18 protein-coding genes and 1 pseudogene are annotated in these 19,126 nt (G+C 74.0%); 4 read left to right on the forward strand and 15 right to left on the reverse strand.

Annotated features, from left to right (window positions below):
• Positions 1–2 precede the first annotated feature (2 nt).
• The 3 genes from G3T38_RS04325 (at position 3) to bar (ending at position 3,249) form a co-directional block, all read left to right on the forward strand.
• The gene (locus G3T38_RS04325) at positions 3–881 is read left to right on the forward strand and encodes an SDR family oxidoreductase (protein ID WP_163770852.1); all 879 of its coding nucleotides are present in this window, start codon (positions 3–5) and stop codon (positions 879–881) included.
• 177 nt (positions 882–1,058) lie between these two features.
• Positions 1,059–2,057: a carbamate kinase gene (locus G3T38_RS04330; protein WP_338037460.1), complete on the forward strand. Its 999-nt coding sequence runs from the start codon at positions 1,059–1,061 to the stop codon at positions 2,055–2,057.
• Between the two features lie 58 nt (positions 2,058–2,115).
• Positions 2,116–3,249 carry a barbiturase gene (bar, locus tag G3T38_RS04335; protein WP_163770854.1) on the forward strand — a complete coding sequence of 378 codons (1,134 nt, stop codon included), beginning with the start codon at positions 2,116–2,118 and terminating at the stop codon, positions 3,247–3,249.
• Positions 3,250–4,003: 754 nt separating this feature from the next.
• On the opposite strand, the gene pntB is transcribed toward bar, so the two are convergent.
• The 7 genes from pntB to sigE form a co-directional block, all read right to left on the reverse strand.
• A complete protein-coding gene (pntB, locus tag G3T38_RS04340) occupies positions 4,004–5,395 on the reverse strand; it encodes a Re/Si-specific NAD(P)(+) transhydrogenase subunit beta (protein WP_338037461.1) in 1,392 nt (463 codons plus the stop codon).
• 6 nt (positions 5,396–5,401) lie between these two features.
• The gene (locus G3T38_RS04345; RefSeq protein ID WP_163770855.1) at positions 5,402–6,964 is read right to left on the reverse strand and encodes a Re/Si-specific NAD(P)(+) transhydrogenase subunit alpha; all 1,563 of its coding nucleotides are present in this window, start codon (positions 6,962–6,964) and stop codon (positions 5,402–5,404) included.
• A 240-nt stretch (positions 6,965–7,204) separates the two neighbouring features.
• The gene (locus tag G3T38_RS04350; RefSeq protein WP_163770856.1) at positions 7,205–8,671 is read right to left on the reverse strand and encodes a glycoside hydrolase family 30 protein; all 1,467 of its coding nucleotides are present in this window, start codon (positions 8,669–8,671) and stop codon (positions 7,205–7,207) included.
• 9 nt (positions 8,672–8,680) lie between these two features.
• A complete protein-coding gene (locus G3T38_RS04355; RefSeq protein WP_163770857.1) occupies positions 8,681–8,926 on the reverse strand; it encodes a helix-turn-helix domain-containing protein in 246 nt (81 codons plus the stop codon).
• A gap of 63 nt (positions 8,927–8,989) precedes the next feature.
• Positions 8,990–10,348: a trypsin-like peptidase domain-containing protein gene (locus G3T38_RS04360; RefSeq protein WP_163770858.1), complete on the reverse strand. Its 1,359-nt coding sequence runs from the start codon at positions 10,346–10,348 to the stop codon at positions 8,990–8,992.
• Positions 10,345–10,848, reverse strand: a complete 504-nt coding sequence (locus G3T38_RS04365; RefSeq protein WP_163770859.1) for an anti-sigma factor — start codon at positions 10,846–10,848, stop codon at positions 10,345–10,347. Before G3T38_RS04365 ends, G3T38_RS04360 begins: the two co-directional genes overlap by 4 nt.
• Before the next feature lie 4 nt (positions 10,849–10,852).
• On the reverse strand, positions 10,853–11,560 hold the full coding sequence (gene sigE / locus G3T38_RS04370; RefSeq protein ID WP_338037462.1) for an RNA polymerase sigma factor SigE: 708 nt from the start codon (positions 11,558–11,560) through the stop codon (positions 10,853–10,855).
• A gap of 333 nt (positions 11,561–11,893) precedes the next feature.
• Here sigE and G3T38_RS04375 point away from each other — a divergent pair, with 333 nt between their 5' ends.
• Entirely contained in the window at positions 11,894–12,532 is a 639-nt protein-coding gene (locus G3T38_RS04375) for a class I SAM-dependent methyltransferase (RefSeq protein WP_163770999.1), read from the forward strand.
• A gap of 42 nt (positions 12,533–12,574) precedes the next feature.
• Here the strand turns inward: G3T38_RS04375 and G3T38_RS04380 are convergent, their stop codons facing one another.
• The 8 genes and pseudogenes from G3T38_RS04380 to G3T38_RS21145 form a co-directional block, all read right to left on the reverse strand.
• The gene (locus G3T38_RS04380; RefSeq protein WP_338037463.1) at positions 12,575–14,239 is read right to left on the reverse strand and encodes a leucyl aminopeptidase family protein; all 1,665 of its coding nucleotides are present in this window, start codon (positions 14,237–14,239) and stop codon (positions 12,575–12,577) included.
• A gap of 3 nt (positions 14,240–14,242) precedes the next feature.
• The gene (locus G3T38_RS04385) at positions 14,243–14,410 is read right to left on the reverse strand and encodes a DUF3117 domain-containing protein (protein ID WP_163770861.1); all 168 of its coding nucleotides are present in this window, start codon (positions 14,408–14,410) and stop codon (positions 14,243–14,245) included.
• 109 nt (positions 14,411–14,519) lie between these two features.
• Entirely contained in the window at positions 14,520–15,353 is an 834-nt protein-coding gene (locus G3T38_RS04390; RefSeq protein ID WP_174267605.1) for a DUF2817 domain-containing protein, read from the reverse strand.
• Positions 15,354–15,388: 35 nt separating this feature from the next.
• Entirely contained in the window at positions 15,389–15,814 is a 426-nt protein-coding gene (locus G3T38_RS04395; protein ID WP_163770863.1) for a hypothetical protein, read from the reverse strand.
• 6 nt (positions 15,815–15,820) lie between these two features.
• Positions 15,821–16,135: a DivIVA domain-containing protein gene (locus tag G3T38_RS04400; protein ID WP_241728465.1), complete on the reverse strand. Its 315-nt coding sequence runs from the start codon at positions 16,133–16,135 to the stop codon at positions 15,821–15,823.
• 13 nt (positions 16,136–16,148) lie between these two features.
• On the reverse strand, positions 16,149–16,883 hold the full coding sequence (locus G3T38_RS04405; protein ID WP_241728518.1) for an LOG family protein: 735 nt from the start codon (positions 16,881–16,883) through the stop codon (positions 16,149–16,151).
• 137 nt (positions 16,884–17,020) lie between these two features.
• The gene (dapE, locus tag G3T38_RS04410; protein WP_163770864.1) at positions 17,021–18,130 is read right to left on the reverse strand and encodes a succinyl-diaminopimelate desuccinylase; all 1,110 of its coding nucleotides are present in this window, start codon (positions 18,128–18,130) and stop codon (positions 17,021–17,023) included.
• A 169-nt stretch (positions 18,131–18,299) separates the two neighbouring features.
• Positions 18,300–19,049, reverse strand: a pseudogene (locus tag G3T38_RS21145) (siderophore-interacting protein); the annotation flags it as partial.
• Between the last annotated feature and the right edge of the window lie 77 nt (positions 19,050–19,126).

Raw genomic sequence — 19,126 nt, forward strand, 5'->3', positions numbered from 1 at the left:
CGATGACCGACCCCCGCACCACCCTGCGCGTGGCGGTCACCGGTGCGTCCGGCAAGACCGGCGCCACCGTCGTGGCCGGCCTCCTCGAGGCCGGCCACGAGCCGGTGGCCCTGGTCCGTCGGCCCGAGGCCGCGGCGTCCCTGCGCGAGCAGGGCGCCGCGGCCCGCGTCGTCGACCTGGAGGCCGGCCCGGACGCGATCGCGGCCGCCCTCGCCGACGTCGACGCGGTGCACCACGTGCCGCCCAACATGCACCCGACCGAGGATGCCCTCACCGCCGACGTGGTGGCGGCAGCCGAGCGGGCCGGCGTACGCCGCTTCGTCTTCCACTCGGTCCTGCAGCCCCACGTGCCGGCCATGCCGCACCACCTGCGCAAGGCCGCCTCCGAGCTCACCGTCCGCTCCAGCTCGTTGGACTGGACCGTGCTGCAGCCCGCCAGCTATGCCCAGAACGTGCTCCCCTTCTGGGACGCCGCGGTCGCCGGCGGCACCTACCGGGTCCCGTACGACGTGGCCCGGCCCTTCACGCCCGTCGACCTGGCCGACGTGGCGAAGGCCGTCGTGGCGGTGCTCGAGGACTCGGCCACGGTGTTCGGCACCTTCGAGCTCTCCGGCCCCGAGGTGCTCTCGAGCGCCGACCTGGCCGCGGTGGTCGCCGAGCTGTCCGGTCGGCCCGTGCGGGCCGAGCACCAGCCGGTCGCCGACTGGCGCGCCGCCGTCGACCCCGACGGCACCCGCCCGGACGTCGACGACCTCGTCGCGATGTTCGACCACTACGACGCGCACGGCCTCGTCGGCAGCCCGCTCGCGCTCGGCGTCCTCCTGGGACGCACCCCCACCACCGTCCGCGACGCGCTCCGCCGCGACCTCGGCCTGGCCTGAGGCGGTCGGGCCCGACCCGCTCGGGCCCGACCGCGCTCCGCCCGCCCGCCACCCGGACAGCAACGTCTGCCAACGACGACGGCCCACCTCGGGCATCCCTCGCCGTACCCCCGCACTCTCGTCGCGCCTAGATTCGATGCAGACGGCGAGAGCCAGATCACACGGATGGAGAACCACGTGCGCGCGCTCATCGCACTCGGCGGCAACGCCATGACAGCACCCGACGGCACGGCCACGGTCGAGGCCCAGCGGGAGGCCATCGCCACCGCTGCGGCACGGATCGCCGAGCTCGTCGCCACGGGCACGGACGTCGTGGTCACCCACGGCAACGGCCCCCAGGTCGGCAACCTCCTGGTGAAGAACGAGCTCACCGCCCACGTGGTCCCGATGGTGCCGCTCGACTGGTGCGGCGCCCAGACCCAGGGCACGCTCGGCTACACGCTGACGATCTGCCTCGACGCCGCGCTCACCGCGCAGGGCATCGACCGTCGCGCCGCGGCCCTGGTGACCCGCACGGTCGTCGACGCCGACGACCCCGACTTCCTCCAGCCCAGCAAGCCGGTCGGCCGCTTCCTGCCCGAGGCCGAGGCGCAGCGCTTCGTGGCCGAGGGCCAGAACTGGCAGGACCGCGGCGAGAAGGGCTGGCGCCGCGTCGTGCCGTCGCCGCAGCCCCGCGAGATCGTCGACGCCCCCGCGGTGCTCGCGCTCGTCGAGTCCGGGTTCGTCGTGGTCGCCGCCGGCGGCGGGGGCATCCCGGTCCTGCGCGGCGACGACGGCGCCCTCACCGGCGTCGAGGCCGTCATCGACAAGGACCTCGGCGCGGCCCTGCTGGGCCGGCTCGTGCACGCCGACGTGCTCGTCATCGCCACCGACGTCGACAACGCCGTCATCGGCTGGGGCACCCCCGACGCCCGCCCCCTCGGTCGCGTGACCGTGGGCGAGATGCGGGCCATCGCCGCCGAGGGTCACTTCGCGTCCGGCAGCATGGGCCCCAAGGTCGAGGCCGCGCTGCGGTTCGCCGAGCAGGGCGGCTGCTCGATCATCACGTCGCTCGACCGCATCCGCGACGCCGTCGCCGCCGTCGCGGAGCACGTCCAGGGAGCCGGGGGCGCCGGGGACGGCGCCGACCTGGTCGGCACCGTCATCGTGCCGGAACCGGCTCCTGCCACCGTCTGACCCGCACCGATCCCCGGCCGCACCGCGGCCGGGGCCACCGAAGAGAGAGGTAACCGTCGTGCCCGACGCCATCGAGGTCCGCAAGGTCCCCATCAAGAACGTCTCGGACGCATCCGGACTCGCCGAGCTGATCGACGCCGGCACCATCGAGGCCGACCGCGTCATCGCCGTCATCGGCAAGACCGAGGGCAACGGCGGCGTGAACGACTACACCCGCATCATCGCCGACCGCGCCTTCCGCGAGGTGCTCCTCGAGAAGGGCTCGCGTCCCGAGTCCGAGGTCAAGCAGGTCCCGATCGTGTGGTCCGGCGGCACGGACGGCGTCATCTCGCCCCACGCCACCATCTTCGCCACCGTCCCCGCCGACTCGGTCGAGAAGACCGACGACCTGCGCCTCACGGTCGGCTTCGCCATGAGCGAGGAGCTGCTGCCCGAGGACATCGGCCGCATCGCGATGGTCGACAAGGTCGCCGCCGGCGTGCGCGTCGCCATGGAGCGCGCGGGCATCACCGACCCGGCCGACGTGCACTACGTGCAGACCAAGACGCCGCTGCTCACCATCCACACCATCCGCGACGCCAAGAGCCGCGGCAAGACGGTCTGGACCGAGCACACCCACGAGTCGATGGACCTGTCCAACGGCTGCACCGCGCTCGGCATCGCCGTCGCGCTCGGCGAGATCGAGCAGCCGACCGACGCCGACGTCATGCACAACCGCGACCTGTACTCGTCCGTCGCGTCCTGCTCCTCGGGCGTGGAGCTCGACCAGGCGCAGATCGTCGTCGTGGGCAACGCCCGCGGTGTCGGCGGCCGCTACCGCATCGGCCACGCGGTCATGAACGACGCCCTCGACACCGACGGCATCTGGGCCGCGATCAAGGACGCCGGTCTCGACCTGCCCGAGCGCCCCCACACGTCCGACCTGGGCGGTCGCCTCGTCAACGTGTTCCTCAAGTGCGAGGTGTCGCAGGACGGCGAGGTCCGTGGACGCCGCAACGCGATGCTCGACGACTCCGACGTGCACTGGCACCGCCAGATCAAGAGCGCCGTCGGCGGCGTGACCGCCTCGGTCACCGGCGACCCGGCCGTGTTCGTCTCCGTGTCGGCGGCCCACCAGGGCCCCGACGGCGGCGGCCCCGTCGCGGCCATCGTCGACCTCGGCGAGAACCCCACGGGCTACCCCGCTCCCTGATCCACCGCACCACCCCGCAGCCACCCGTCCGGGTCCACCGGGCGGGTGGTTGCGCGTTGCGGGGCGATGTGTCCGGATGCAGCACGCGGCCTCCCGCCTGGGGCTTACCCGGCGGGAGGCCGCGTGGTTCTGCTCGCCGGCCCGTCAGCCGCCTCTCGGCGAACGGCCGCTCGTAGCGGCAAATGGTGAGGCCCGGGGGCATGATCTCGGACCGACGCACCCTGACCAACGAGCGAGGTCGCCCGACAATTCCCGTCGTACGGCGCTGTTCTGCGTGCTTTCAGGTGGCCATCCCGGTGTGGTCGCCGGGCCTCCTCGCGCCCCGTTGCGGGGCGCGGAATGTGCAGCTGGGGCAGCCCCCACGCGATCCGAGCTGCCCCAGCCGCACAGTTCCCGGACCGGCCCAGGCAGCCCGGCCCGCGGCGTACCGTCTCCGTGTCCTGCGGAACCGACGCACCCTCAGCCCGGCCCCGAGCGCACCGGTTCCGAGCGCACCGGTTCCGCAGATCATCCCGCGCCCCTCGCTGGCCGACGGGGACGCGTACGTCGGGGGGCCTCGTCGGTGCGGACACGACGGCTCTGGTGCCCCCTGGGCGGCGGTCCCAACCCACCCCGGACGCGGTCGTGGGGGGGGGGGGGGCGGGGGGGCGGGGGGGGGGGGGGGGGCGCCCCCCCCCCCCCCCCCCGCGCGGGGCCCCCCCCCCCCCCCCCCCGGGGGGGGGGGGCCCCACGACGCAGGCGGGCCCGGGGAGGGTCAGAGAGCCCGGATGATGTCCTCCACGCGGTCCTTCGCGTCACCGAAGAGCATCTGGGTGTTGTCGCGGAAGAACAGCGGGTTCTGCACGCCGGCGTAGCCGACCGCCATGGAGCGCTTGAAGACGATGACGTCCTCCGCCTCCCAGACCGTCAGCACCGGCATGCCCGCGATCGGGCTCGACGGGTCGTCGTTGGCGGCCGGGTTGACGGTGTCGTTCGCGCCGATGACGAGCACGACGGACGTCGAGGCGAAGTCGTCGTTGATCTCGTCCATCTCGAGCACGATGTCGTAGGGCACCTTGGCCTCGGCGAGCAGCACGTTCATGTGCCCGGGCAGCCGGCCGGCGACGGGGTGGATGCCGAAGCGCACCTCGACGCCGCGCTCGCGGAGCCTCTTGGTGAGGTCGGCGACCGGGTACTGCGCCTGCGCGACCGCCATGCCGTAGCCCGGCGTGATGATCACGCTGGTCGCGGTCTTGAGCAGCTCGGCGACGCCCGCGGCGTCGATCTCGCGGTGCTCGCCGTAGTCGGTGTCGCCCGACGACGACGCCTCGATGCCGAAGCCGCCCGCGATCACCGAGATGAACGAGCGGTTCATCGCCTTGCACATGATGTAGCTCAGGTAGGCACCCGAGGAGCCCACCAGCGCGCCCGTCACGATGAGCAGGTCGTTGGAGAGCAGGAAGCCCGCCGCGGCCGCCGCCCAGCCCGAGTAGCTGTTGAGCATCGAGACGACCACCGGCATGTCGCCGCCGCCGATGGAGGCGACGAGATGCCAGCCGAGCGCCAGCGCGACGAGCGTGACCACGATGAGCAGCCACAGCTGGTTGTCCAGCACGTACCAGACGGTCAGCCCCGCGAAGGCCGCGAGCGCACCGAGGTTGATGGCGTTCTTGCCCGGCAGCACGAGGGGGGCGGACTTGATCTTCGCGCTGAGCTTCAGGTACGCCACGATCGAGCCCGTGAAGGTGACGGCGCCGATGAACACGCCGATGAAGACCTCGGCGCGGTGGATGTCCTCGAGCGCACCGACGTACGGCGGGTGCTCCAGGTGGCCGTTCCAGCCGACGAGCACCGCGGCGAGGCCGACGAACGAGTGCAGCAGCGCGATGAGCTCGGGCATGCCCGTCATCTCGACGATGCGGGCCCGCCACAGGCCGATGCCGGCGCCCACGACCACCGCCCCGACGAGCAGCACGACCCCGAGCGCCTCGGCGCCGTCGACGGCGAGCGCGATGGTCGCGACGAGCGCGATCGCCATGCCGGCGATGCCGTAGCCCACGCCCGCGCGGGCCGTCTCGTGCTTGCTGAGCCCGGCGAGGCTGAGGATGAAGAGCAGGGCCGCGACGATGTACGCCGCGACGGAGATGTCCAGCAGGTTGTCGGTCACGGTCCCTCAGTCCTTCGAGAACATCGCAAGCATGCGACGGGTCACGGCGAAGCCGCCGAAGATGTTGATGCTGGCCAGCAGGATCGCGACGGCCGAGAGCACCTGGACGGCCGTGTCGTCGGACGTGATCTGCACGAGGGCACCGACGACGATGATCCCGGAGATCGCGTTCGTCACCGACATGAGCGGCGTGTGGAGCGCGTGGGCGACCTTGCCGATCACGTAGTAGCCGATGACGATCGACAGCACGAGCACGGTGAAGTGCTGCGGGATGGGCTGGGGCGCGGTCGCGTTGACGAGGAACAGCAAGGCGATGCCGAGCCCGATGAGGCCGTACTTCCGCGCCGGCGACGGCGGAGCCTTCTCGACGGCGGGGGCGGCGGGAGCGGCCGGGGCGGCCGCGGCGGGCGCCGCCGACACCTGGACGGGCGGCGGGGGCCACGTCGTCTCGCCGGCGCGCACGACGGCCACGCCGCGCTGCACGACGTCGTCGAAGTCGAGCACCAGGGTGCCGTCCTTCTCCGGGGTCATGAGCTTGAGCAGGTTGACGAGGTTGGTGCCGAAGAGCTGCGAGGCCTGGGTGGGCAGGCGACCCGCGAGATCGGTGTAGCCGAGGATGACCACGCCGTTGGCGGTGACCACGCGCTCGCCGGCCACCGAGCCCTCGACGTTGCCGCCCTGGGCGGCCGCCATGTCGACGATGACCGACCCGGGCTTCATCGACGCGACGTCGGCCGCCGTGAGCAGGCGCGGGGCCGCGCGCCCCGGGATGAGGGCCGTCGTGATGACGATGTCGACGTCCGCCGCCTGCTCGGAGTAGATCTCCGCGGCGCGGGCGTTGTAGGCGTCGCTCGTGGCCTTGGCGTAGCCGTCGGAGGAGACCTCCTTGGCCTCCTCGGGCACGACGACCTCGAGGTACTCGCCGCCGATGGACTTCACCTGGTCGGCGACCTCGGGCCGCGGGTCGGTCGCGCGCACGATGGCGCCGAGCGAGGAGGCCGCACCGATCGCGGCGAGGCCGGCGACACCGGCACCCGCGACGAGCACCTTCGCCGGCGGCACCTTGCCCGCCGCCGTGACCTGGCCGGTGAAGAAGCGGCCGAACTCGTGCGCGGCCTCGATGACGGCGCGGTAGCCGGCGATGTTGGCCATCGACGACAGCACGTCCATCGACTGGGCGCGCGAGATGCGCGGCACCGCGTCCATGGCGAGCGCGGTGATGTCCTTGCCCAGCGCGTCGCGGCCGAGCTTCTCGACCAGCTCGGGGCGCAGGGCGGGGCTCAGCAGCGAGATCAGCGTGGCGCCCTCGGCCAGCCGTGCGAGCTCCGCGTCGGTGGGGGCGTTGATCTTCAGCACGACGGCGCTGCTCCATGCCGCGTCGCCGCTGACGACCTGCGCGCCGGCCGCGGCGTACGCCTCGTCCGTGAAGGAGGCGGCCTCGCCGGCCCCCGACTCGACGACGACCTCGTAGCCGAGGCCGACGAGCTGCTTCACCGTCGCGGGCGTGCCCGCGACCCGTGCCTCACCGGGCGCCGACTCGGCGACGATCCCCAATCGTGACTGACTCATGCGTGTCCTTCTCCGTCCAGCGGTGACGAGACCTGCCTGTACCTCGCATCGGACGCGCGATGGCGCGACCTCGGGGAAGGCTAGGGCTACCAACGGCGATGCGCAGGTCGCCGTCCACGAAATCCGGGACGGGAACGCCCGATCGCCCCCATTTGACCGTTCACAGGCGGCGTTTGAGATACATGTCACAGAGCGAGCGCTCGGTCGTGTCGGCGTTCCGTCGGCACCGGCCGGCGCGATCTACGGCGTGCGGTAGGTGAACAGCTCGCCCGCGCCCACGGCGTACCGCCGCGTGGTCGACCCGACCTTCACCGCCACGACCTGGGCGCTCGTCGTGTGGTTGACGCCGACGACGCCCGTCGTGCCGTCGGGGTTGCGGAAGGCGGCGACGGCGGTGCCGGCGGCCGACGAGGCGACGGGCAGCACCCGGGCGCCCGGCTGCGCGGCCCGCGTCAGGTGGGCGAGCAGGTAGAACTCCGGTCCCGGGCTGACCCGCGTGCCGTCGACCGTGACGAGGCCCCGGCAGCTGCGGCAGCCGTAGCGCGACGCGGCGTCGATCGGACCGTTGGACGGGTCGAGGGCGAGGTTCCACATCAGCAGCCCCGAGGAGCCGTTGGCCACCGGCTCGGCGACCAGGTTGCGCAGCTGCCAGGCGAAGCTGCTGGCCCAGCCGTCGGTGGTGCCCGTGCACTCCGTGATGATGCGGAACGGCGTCGGGCCGTTCATCTGGGACGGCGTGCCGCCGTAGCAGTGGTACGCCGACCCGTCGAACGATCCGGGGGCCGCAGCCACGATCTGGTCGTAGGCCCAGCGGTGCTCCCAGTTGTGGTCGCCGGCCCACAGGGCCACGTCGCTCGGCAGCCGCGGGCGCACCTGCCGCCCGAGCTCGGCCATCTGCGCGACGTCCATCGTCATCGTCGCGTAGTCCGACGAGTGGCCGGGCTCGTTGCCCAGCGTCACGGCGCGCAGAGGCACCCCTCGCCGCTGCAGCTCCTGGGCCTGGGAGACCAGGAACGCGCCGTACGACGCCGTGCTCTCGCTGCGCAGGCCCCCGCCCCGCACGGAACCGGTGGTCTTCATCGCCGCCGGGGCGCTCCAGCCGGCCGCCACGACGCGCAGGTCGGGCCGCAGCGGGAGGATGCCCTGGGTGATCGTCGAGATCGCCCGCAGCGCCTCGGGCGCCGGGCTCGCGGCGGTGCCGTCCCACGACCAGGTCCACGACGTGGGTGAGAAGTCGGTCGCGCTCAGGGGCAGGCGCAGGGCGTCCAGCCGGGCGCCGTCGGCACGGGTCGGGTCGAAGAGGAGGCGCAGCGCCTCGGGGCTGCCGGCCAGCAGACCGACGGAGGCGTCCGTCAGCGCCGCGCCCGTCCCCCACCACGTCTGCTGCGGACGCGTGGGGTCGACGGTGAAGGTGACGGTGGCGGCCTTCGTGGTCGTCGCCACCGTCGTGAGACGGCGTGCGCCGGACGTCGGGGACGTGACGACGAACGACGGCGTGGTCACGACGGCCGAGGCGCCGGACCCGGCGACGGCCGGGGCCGCCCCGGACGCGTCGACACCGGCGGCCAGCAGCGTCGTCACCAGCAGGCCGACGAGCGCGCTCACGCGGCGCACGGAGGGTCGGGAGGGGAGGGAGATGCGCGGGAGGGGCACGTCGTGACCGATCGGCAGGGCGCGGCCCGACCTGATGCGATCCCGGGCGCTCATCGCGCGCGATCAGGCCCGTGAGTCCGCGTCGGTCGTCTCCTCCACGTAGGGGTGCGCGTCGACGAACTGGCGCGTCTCCGCGTACATCCGCTGGATGTAGGCCTCCAGCTGCTCGTCCTCGACCCGCCACTGGCCCCGGCCGCCGATCTTGATCGCCGGGAGGTCACCACGGCGGACCAGTGCGTACACCTGCGCGCTCGAGGTGTTGAGCACCTCGGCGACGTCGGCGAGCGTGAGGAAGCGGGGCGAGGCCATGGCCCTACTCTGCCACCGTCGGGGCGTCCCCGCCCCCACCCACCGCCGACCTGTGGAGGAGGGTCAGCCGGTCTGCTCGCCGAGCACGATCTCGACCGTCCGCTCGTCGCCGTCGCGCAGCACCGTCAGCTCGACCTCGTCACCGGGCGCGTAGCTGCGCAGCGCCACGATGAGCTCCGCGCCACCCGTCACGACCTGGCCGTTGACGGCGGTCACGACGTCGCCCTCGACCAGCCCGGCGTCCTCCGCCGGACTGCCCTCGTTGACCTCGTCGACGAGCGCGCCCTCCCCGGCACCCTCGCCGCCGACCTGCACCTGGGCGCCGATGACCGGGTACGTCGCCTCGCCGTCCGCGATGATCTGACCGGCCGTGCGGAGCACCTGCTCGGAGGGGATCGCGAAGCCGACCCCGATGCTGCCGCCGGAGCCGCTGATGCCGCCGGTGGTGGCGATCGCCGAGTTCACGCCCACCACCTGCCCGGCGAGGTCGACGAGCGGTCCGCCCGAGTTGCCGGGGTTGATGGCGGCGTCGGTCTGCACGGCGTTGATGTAGGACGCGCCGTCGTCGGCGTTGCCCGTGGTCACGGGCCGGTTCTTGGCGCTCACGATGCCGGCCGTCACGGTCGCGGCGAGGCCGAGCGGCGAGCCGATCGCGACGACACCCTCGCCCACGACGAGGTCGTCGGCGGAGCCGAAGGACACCGGGGCCATCTCCCGGGCCTCGTCCGCGCGCAGCACGGCGATGTCGTAGACCGGGCTGCGGCCCACGACCTCGACCTCGAACTTGCGGCCGTCGGTGGCCTGCACCTCGACGGTGCCGCCGTCGACCGCGGACTCGATGACGTGGTTGTTGGTGATGATGTGGCCCTCGGTGTCGAACACGAAGCCCGAGCCGGTCGCGTCGTCGCCGTCCTCCGACAGGGCGAACACCTGCAGCGTGCTGGGGAGCAGCTCCGAGGCGACCGCCGCCACCGACGTGTTGTCCTCGTCGAGGGGCGGGCTGGTGTCCACGTCCAGCCCCTCGGTGCCACCGACCTGCGACCCCCGGCCGGAGCCGCCGTCGTCGTCCCGGGACGTCTGGTAGGCCATCCCTCCCAGCGCGCCGCCACCCGCTCCGACGACCAGCGCCAGGAGGACGACGGTGGGGATCAACCAGCCGGGCACAGCGGTGCGCCGCGCCCGCGTCGCACCGGCCGGCGCCACCGGCAGCAGCCCGGAGCCGCTGCCCGCGGCGTGCTTCGGGACGTCGCCGTGGGCCCGGCCGAGCAGGGGGAAGTCCTGGGTGTCGTCGTCGCGGGGCGCCTCGTGGCGCGCCGCCGGGTCGGCGCCCGGGGCCGGGTACGACGCGAGCGGGCGCGTCGACTCCGACGGGTGCTCGTCGTGGTGCTCGCGCGGCTCCCCCTCGGCGTCGCGTCCCGTCACCGGCGGGCTCCGTCGCCCTCGGCCTCGGCGGGCCGGGAGTCGGAGCGGGACGTCGGGACGGTGGACCGGAACACCTCGGAGATCGCGGTGTAGCTCGACGCCGCGGGCCGGTTGGTCGGCGCCGGGGCCGGGGAGGTCGCCCCCAGGGCGACCACGCCGAGCATGGCGGCGCCGACGGCGCCGCCGCCGACCGCCGCGAGGGTCCAGCGGTGGCGGCGCTGGTCGGCCGCCGTGGGGGGCAGGACCCACGACCCGGCCTGGGCGTAGGACGCGATGAGCTCGTCGTCGCACAACCGGCCCCGGAACGCCTCGGAGAGACCGCACCGCGGCTCGGGGAGCGCCGAGAGGGCGTTCTTGACCCAGGCCTCGGTCTCGAGGTGCTGCTGGCAGACGTCGCAGTCGTCGACGTGGGCCCACGCCAGCTCGGCGTCGTGCTCGGCGAGACGGTCGTCGAGCAGGTCGCTGATCGTGGTGCCGCCGAGGTGACCCAGGATCGTCATCGGCTCACCTCGGACCCGCGGGAGCCATGCGACGGCCCACCAGGCCCTCGGCGGTGCCGGTCGTGACGCGGCGCGCCGCCTCGGCCGCCCCGTGGGCGGCGGTGCGCACGGCGGGGAGCGGACCGGTGCGCGGGCCGGCGTAGCGCGTGCGGCCGCCGGACGGCGCGCGGTGGGCCAGTGCCTGGCGGAGCTGGGCGCGACCACGGTGGATGCGCGAGCGCACCGTGCCGATCTTGACGCCGAGGATGTCGGCGATCTCGTCGTAGGTCATGCCCTCGACGTCGCACAGCACCACCGCGACGCGGAACTCCGGCGAGAGCTGGGCGAGCGCGGCCTCGACGTCGTCGTCGAACGTGCGGTCGCCGACGGAGGCCGCCGGGCCCGGGGCGCTCGCCGCCATGGCCTCCGCGCGCTCGGTGGAGAGCGCGTCGAAGCGCAGGCGCTGCTTGCGGCGCGCCTGGTCGAGGAACAGGTTCGTGGTGATGCGGTGCAGCCAGCCCTCGAAGGAGCCGGTCTCGGTCTCGGTGAAGCCGTCGAGGCTGCGGAAGACCCGGACGAAGACCTCCTGCGTCAGGTCCTCGGCGTCGGGGCGGTTGCCGGTCAGTCGGTAGGCGAGCCGGAACACCCGGTCGGAGTGGCGCGTGACCACGTCCTCCCAGGACGTGCTCGCCGCTCCCCCGCTGCCCGCGGGACTCTCGCCTCGGCCACTCACAGGGCCACCGTCGCTCACCGAACCACTCCGTCTCTCGTCGCACCACGTCACCGGGACCGGCGGTCCCGGAGCTGCGTCCGGCGGGGCTCTACCCCGTCGGCACCCATCCCACACCAGCGACTCGCAGGCCGGTGCGCGATGCGCAGCAATCTAGTGACGCGTACTGAGAACAACCTGTGATTCGGCCCGATAGTTCCCGCAGGCGCGCACCGGTTCCTTCGAACGGGCGCCGACGCCGTACGCCGCGGAGCGGGGCCGCGCGGAGCAGGGGCCTAAGAGCATAGAGTTCGAGGTCAGGGCGTTCCCCGCCCGCAGCGCACCCAGGAGGCCGTCATCACCACCCCCATCACCGCCGCGAGCTGGACCTACTCCGAGGAGCTCGTCGCCGAGGACGAGGTGCTGCTCGGCGCGCGTGCCCGGGCGGAGGAGGTCGGCGTCGTCCCCGTGAGCCCCGGTGCGGGTGCCGCGCTGCGCTTCCTCGCCGCCGTGCTCGACGCCCGCGCGGTCGTCGAGATCGGGACGGGCACCGGCGTCTCCGGCCTGTGGCTGCTGCGGGGCATGCGGGCCGACGGCGTGCTGACCAGCGTCGACGTCGAGGCCGAGCACCAGCGGCTCGCGAAGGAGACGTTCGCGGAGGCCGGCATCCCGTCGCAGCGGGTGCGGGCGATCCCCGGCGCGGCCCTCGACGTGCTGCCGCGGCTGACCGACGGCCACTACGACCTGGTGCTCTGCGACGGCGACAAGCTGGAGTACGCGGCGTACCTCACGGCGGCCCTGCGCCTGCTGCGCCCGGGCGGCGTCGTCGTGTTCGACAACGCCCTGTGGCACGACCGGGTCGCCGACCCGGCCAAGCGCGACGAGACCACCGTCGCGATCCGTGACCTGGGCCGCGAGGTCGCGGCCTCCGAGGAGCTCGTGCCGGTGCTGCTGCCCGTCGGCGACGGCCTGCTCGCCGCGAAGAAGATCGGCTGACGGCCGGACGACCGCCGGCGGGGCACCGGCGGCGGTCAGGCGTCAGAACCCGCTGACGCGGCCGTCCCGTCCGGCGAGCCAGTCGAGCAGCAGCCGGGGGCCGAAGCCCGTCGGGCCCGAGGTCCACTCGTCGGCGTCCTTCGCGGCGTCCCCGACCGACGCGATGTCGAGGTGGGCCCACGGCACGTCGCCGACGAAGTGGCGCAGGAAGAGGGCGGCCGTGATGGCGCCCGGGCCTCCCGGTGCGTTGTCGGCGTCCGCGATCGTCGAGGCGAGCTTCTCCTCGTAGACGTCGGCCAGCGGCAGGCGCCACAGCGGCTCGCCCGCCCGGCTCCCGGAGGCGAGCAGCGCCTCGGCGAGCGGGTCGGAGGTGGCGAACAGGCCACCGGTGCGGAGGCCGAGCGCGACCTTGCCCGCTCCGGTCAGCGTGGCGACGTCGACGAGCACGGCGGGGTCGAGGCGGTCCACCGCGTAGGCGAGCGCGTCGGCCAGCACGAGCCGCCCCTCGGCGTCGGTGTTGGTGACCTCCGTGGTGCGCCCGCCGTACTGCCGCAGCACGTCGCCCGGACGCAGCGCGTCGCCGCCGACCGCGTTCTCCGCGGCGGCGACGAGGCCCGTCACCCGCACGGGGCAGCCGACGGACGCCAGCGCGGCCAGCGTGGCGACGACGACGGCGCCGCCGGTCATGTCGCGCTTCATCGTGCGCATGCCCTCGGCGGGCTTGATCGAGAGGCCCCCGGTGTCGAAGGTGATGCCCTTGCCGACCAGCACGACCCGCGGCGCGCGGCGCGCGGCGGCGCGGGACAGCCCCGGCGGCGTGTAGTCGAGACGGATCAGCGCGGGCGGCGTCGCCGACGCGCGACCGACGGCGACGATGCCGCCGAAGCCCCGCCGCTCCAGCTCCGCAGCCTCGGTCACCTCGACCTCGAGGCCGTGCTGCGCGGCGAGGGCCTCCGCCTGGTCGGCGAGCCAGCGCGGGGACTTCACGTTGGAGGGGACCGTCGCGAGGAGGCGCGACGTCCAGCCGGCGCGGGCGACCGCGACGGCACGGTCGACGACGCTGGCCACGGCGTCGTCGTCGGGGAGGCCCACGAGCACGAGCACGCCGAGCGGGGGCCGCTCGGCCTCGCGCTCGGACCAGCGGAAGGCGAACGCACCCAGGGTGGCCCCCACGACGTACGCCGCGAGCGCGTCGTCGCTCTCGGCGACGGCCGCGACGGTGCTCGTCACGGCGGCACGGCCCGCCCCGGCGCGGGCGGTCGCCGCCCCGGCCCGGCGCAGGTCCTCGACGCGGCCGGCGCCGACGCCGACGAGCAGCAGGAGCCGCACCTCGTCGTCCCCCGGCCCGAGCAGCGGGACGCGCGTGACCTCGCCTGCCCGGCCGGTCGCCCGGTGGGCGGCCAGCTCGGCGTGGAGGTCGACGCCCCACCGCTCGGCGACCTCGGCCCCACCGGGACCGATCTCGAGGTGTGGGCCGTCGGCGTCCCCCTCGGCCCCGTCGGACCCGTCGGCCCCGTCGGCGTCGTCGTCGGCGGAGGGCGGGGGCAGCACCGCGACGGCGAGCACCGCACCACGGACGGGGTCGTCCCAGGTCGCGGTGAGGGAGTCGCGGCGCTCGACCTCCGGCGGGGCGGGCTGCGGGGGCAGCCCGCTCAGCGGGAGGCCGAGCACGTCGTGGACGGCGTCGGTCGGGGCGTCAGGCGACACGTGTCAGGAGACGACGGCCTTGAGGGCGTCACCGAGGTTGCCGGCCTCCTCGGCGTTGAGCTCCACGACGAGGCGGCCACCGCCCTCGAGGGGAACGCGCATGACGATGCCGCGACCCTCCTTGGTGACCTCGAGCGGACCGTCACCGGTCCTCGGCTTCATCGCCGCCATCCGTGCACCTCTTCTCTCGTCAAGTTCGAACGGGGTGATGCCAGCGCACTCCCCCGCGACGTGCTGCACGCCATTATCCCCTATTGATCCCCGTCGTCGACGCGAGACCTCAGGACGCGCCGCCCGCACGCTGGAAGAGGGCGGCCACGCGACGCGGCGCGTAGGTGCGCATGTAGGTGGCGTCGGGCTTCGCGCCGTACTCCACCGTCATGGCGATGCCGGGGTAGCGCGCGTTGTACCAGCCCGTCATCGTGCCCGAGCAGACGCCGCCGCAGTTGAAGTTCTTGAGCGGCAGGTTGAGGCCCTCGGCGACGTAGCGCGACCAGCTCGGGTACTTCGTGTCGATGTCCACGCCGTTGAGCGGCTGGTGGAAGCTGAGCAGCAGGTCGGGCCGCGCCCGGTCGAGCACCTTCATGAAGCTGTGCGTCTCGACCTCCGAGGCCGCCTGGTTGCCCGCGTAGTAGTTGCCGGTCAGGGGTCGCCAGTTCTGCGGGAAGTTGCGGTTGAGGTCGACACCGCGGGAGTTCTGGCGGCGGTTCACCACCAGCCCGTCGGGGTTGTAGGCGGGCACGATCCAGAGGTCGACCGCCGTGAACCGGCCCTGGGCCGCGAGCTCGCGCAGACCGGTCGCGATGCCGTTGACGCCCCGCTCGTTGCCGTGCATGCCCACGACGACCATCGCGGTGAACTTCGCGTCGTAGTTGCCCACCCGGTAGGCCACGAGGTCGCGGCCCTGGGCGGTGCGGCCGTAGACCCACGTCGCGGACTGCGTGTAGGGCTTCGCTGCGCGGGCGCGACCGCGGCGGCGGGCGCCGGTGGCACCGCCACCACGCGCGGCTCGGCCTGGGCCACCGGCGACCCGACGAGCAGCGCGACGGCGAGGAGGCCGACGAGGAGGGAGAAGAACGGGACCCGAGACGAGCGCAGCGGCTTCATACCGCATCGTGGCACAGGACACAGTCCCTGCGGGCCGATTCCTCAGACGGCGCCGAAGAGGTAGCCCAGCGTGAAGACGACGCCGGAGACCAGCACGCCCACGTGGCCGACGACGGCGAGGAGCAGGCCGAGGAACCAGCGCCGGTCGCGGGCGTCCGAGTGACGGCCGCGGCTCGGGAGCCAGCGCCCGAGCAGGAGCACCCCGAACCAGCCCGTGACCCACCAGGCGCCCAGCCCCACGGCACCCAGGGCCGAGTGCCAGGCCTCGCCGTCGGCGGGGACGAGGACGAAGACCGTCCACACGACGGTCGCCAGCAGGCCCGCGCCGGTGTGGGCGCCGAGCACCAGCGGCGAGACGCCGTGGCCCGTGGAGCGGCCGCTGCCGAGGATCCAACGGGTCACCACGACGACCACCGCGCAGAACGCGGTCAGCGCGTAGACGGCGAGTGAGCTCGGGACGGGGATCACGGCGGGTCAGTGTGCCTCACGGTCGGCCGCATCGCCATCCGGGACCTCGGGGGCGACGGCGGGCGGGCGGTAGAGGTCGATGCCCTCCTGCTGGGCGGCGAGCCGCTCGAGGAGCGCGTCGACGTCGGCCTGCCGGTAGCCGCGGAGCACCACCGGGAAGCGCACGGCGCGCAGGTCGTCGGCGGTGAGCCGACCCGTCGGGGGCACCCCCGCGTCCGGCCGGTCCCCGTGCTCCGGCGCCATCGGTGCGCCGTGCCCGGCGGCCACCGCCGCCACGCCCGCCATCGCCGCGACGGCGAGCACCGCGAAGATCCAGACCATCAGCCGTCCCCCGTCACTCGGGGTAGGAGCCCGACGGACGGGCGACGCCGTCCGCCTCGAGCCGGTCGAGGACGTGGCGCACCGCGTCCGCGGGGTCGTCGGTGAGGTGCAGGTGGTCGAGGTCGGACTCGCGGATCTTCCCGTCGGCCAGCAGCACGTCGCGCATCCAGTCGATGAGCCCCTGCCAGTACGCCGTGCCGAGCAGCACCACCGGGAACCGGGTGACCTTCTGCGTCTGCACCAGCGTGAGGGCCTCGAACAGCTCGTCGAGCGTGCCGACGCCGCCGGGGAGCACGACGAACCCGCTCGAGTACTTCACGAACATCGTCTTGCGCGCGAAGAAGTAGCGGAAGTTGATGCCCTTGTCGACCCACGCGTTGAGGCCCGTCTCGAAGGGCAGCTCGATGCCGAGGCCGACGCTCACGCCGCCCGCCTCGGACGCGCCCTTGTTGGCGGCCTCCATCGCGCCCGGACCGCCACCGGTGATGACGGCGAAGCCCGCCTCGGCGAGCAGGCGGCCGACCTCCTCCGCCTGGGCGTACTGCGGGTGGTCCACCGCGGTCCGCGCCGAGCCGAAGACGCCGATCGCGGGGCCCAGCTCGGCCAGCGCGCCGAAGCCCTCGACGAACTCGGCCTGGATCCGCATGACGCGCCACGGGTCGGTGTGCACCCAGTCGGCCTCGCCGGCCGAGTCGAGCAGCCGCTGGTCGGTGGTCGTCAGGTCGACCTGGCCGCGGCGCAGCAGCATGGGACCGCGCCGCTTGATGCGCTCGCGGAGCGGCACGGACGCCTGCGGCACCCGCTCCGGGCCCGTGGGCATCGGCGCCCGCTCGCTCTCCACCGCGGCCGGGTCGGAGCCCTCCCCCAGGCCGGTCTCGTGGTCGGTCATGGCCGCTCCTCGTCGTACGGGGTGGCGGGTGCGCCCAGCCACGACCGCAGCTGCTGCTCGCAGCGCACGATGTCGGCGGCGGGGACGAACTCGTCCTGCTTGTGGGCGTACATGGGGTCGCCCGGCCCGAAGTTGACCGCCGGGATGCCGAGGGCGCTGAAGCGGGCCACGTCGGTCCAGCCGAACTTCGGCGCGACCTGCCCGCCGACCGCCTCGACGAACGCGGCCGCGGCCGGGACGCCGAGCCCGGGCAGTGCGCCGGGGGCGGAGTCGGTGACCACGACGTCGTACCCCGCGAAGAACTCCCGCACGAAGGCCGCGGCCTCCGCCTCGGTGCGGTCGGGGGCGAAGCGGTGGTTGACGGTGACGACGCACTCGTCGGGGACGACGTTGCCGGCGACGCCGCCGGAGACGAAGACGGCGTTGAGGCCCTCGTGGTACTCGAGGCCGTCGATGACGGGGCGTCGGGCCTCGTACGCCGCGAGCCGGGCCAGCACCTCGCCGGCCGCGTGGATGGCGTTGGAGCCGCGCCAGCTGCGGGCCGAGTGGGCCCGCTCGCCGCGGGTGCGGACCTCGAGGCGCAGGGTGCCCTGGCAGCCGGCCTCGACCGCGGCGTTGGAGGGCTCCATGAGGATCGCGAAGTCGGCGGCGAGCAGGTCGGGGTCGGAGAGGCTGAGCTTGCGCAGGCCGTTGTGCTCGGCCTCGATCTCCTCGGCCTCGTAGAGGATGTAGGTGACGTCGCGGTTGGGCTCGGCCAGCTCGGCGGCGAGCTTGAGGATGACGGCGTCGCCGCCCTTCATGTCGCAGGTGCCGAGGCCGTGGAGCAGCTCGCCGTCGGGGGTCTGCTCGCGGCGGTGGGGCAGGTTGTCGTTGAGCGGCACCGTGTCGAGGTGGCCGGCGATGACGACGCGCTCGGCACGGCCGAGATCGGTCCGGGCGACGACGGTGTGCCCCCGTCGGGTGACGGTCAGGTGGGGCAAGGGGCTCAGCGCCGCCTCGACCGCGTCGGCGATGGCCTTCTCCTCGAGGCTCACCGACGCGATGTCGACGAGCTGCGCGGTGAGCGTGACGACGTCCGCGTGCAGGTCCAGGGTCTCGTCCGGCATGGCTCCATCCAAGCAGGCGGGCGGGGGCGGTCGGCGCCGAGTTGTCACGTACGCCGCGGTGGCCCCGGCGGTCGGTGACAAACGGGGGGGGGGAGGTGGCCCCCGACGCAGCCTTCGCGAGGTCCTGCTTCCAGACGCGGAAGCCCTCCTCGGTGCGGCCGCGGCGCCAGTACGCCGAGACCGACAGGTCGGCGCGCGCCACGCCCTGGGCCTTCAGCAGCGGACGGACGTGGTGCATCACCGCGTCGCCCTCGCCGTGCACGAACACCTGCACGCGACCGGCGGGCCAGCCGTCGGCGACGAGGGCGCGCACGGCCTCGACCATCGGAGCGCGCTCGCCGACGAGGTCGGTCGCGAAGGACGACGCTCCCCGGTGCAGCCAGCGCAGCTCGACTCCGGCCGGCACCGCGAGCGGCATCTCGTCGCCTGGGCCCGCGACCTCGAGCAGCACGTGGCCGCGCGCGTCGTCCGGCAGCGCCTCGACGGCGGCCGCGACCGCGGGCAGCGCCGACTCGTCGCCGACGAGGAGGTGGGCGTCGGCGCCCGGGTCGGGGGCGTACGCACCGCCCGGCCCGTTGACGAACAGCACCGCCCCGGGCTCGACCGTGGCCGCCCAGGGCCCGGCGACGCCCTCGTCGCCGTGCACGACGAAGTCGATCGCCAGCGTGCCGCGGGCGACGTCGAGCTGCCGCACCGTGTAGGTGCGCACCACGGGCGCCTGCTCCGGCGGCAGGGTCGCCTGCAGCCGACGCAGGTCGGTGGTCTCGCTCACCTCCGTGCCCTCCGGCGCGAAGATCAGCTTGACGTAGCGGTCCGTGTGGACGCTGTCGGCGAACGACGCGAGGTCGCCGGCGAACGTGACGCGCACCAGGTGGTCGGTCAGGGCGGCGCGACCGGTCACGGTCAGGCGGGTGGGCATGCGGACTCCTCGTGGGTGGACTTAGGCAAGCCTAACTCGCCGGCCCCCGCGGTCGTGGTGCGAGGCCCACGGATTCC

Source organism: Nocardioides zeae (assembly GCF_010686755.1).
GTDB lineage: Bacteria > Actinomycetota > Actinomycetes > Propionibacteriales > Nocardioidaceae > Nocardioides > Nocardioides zeae.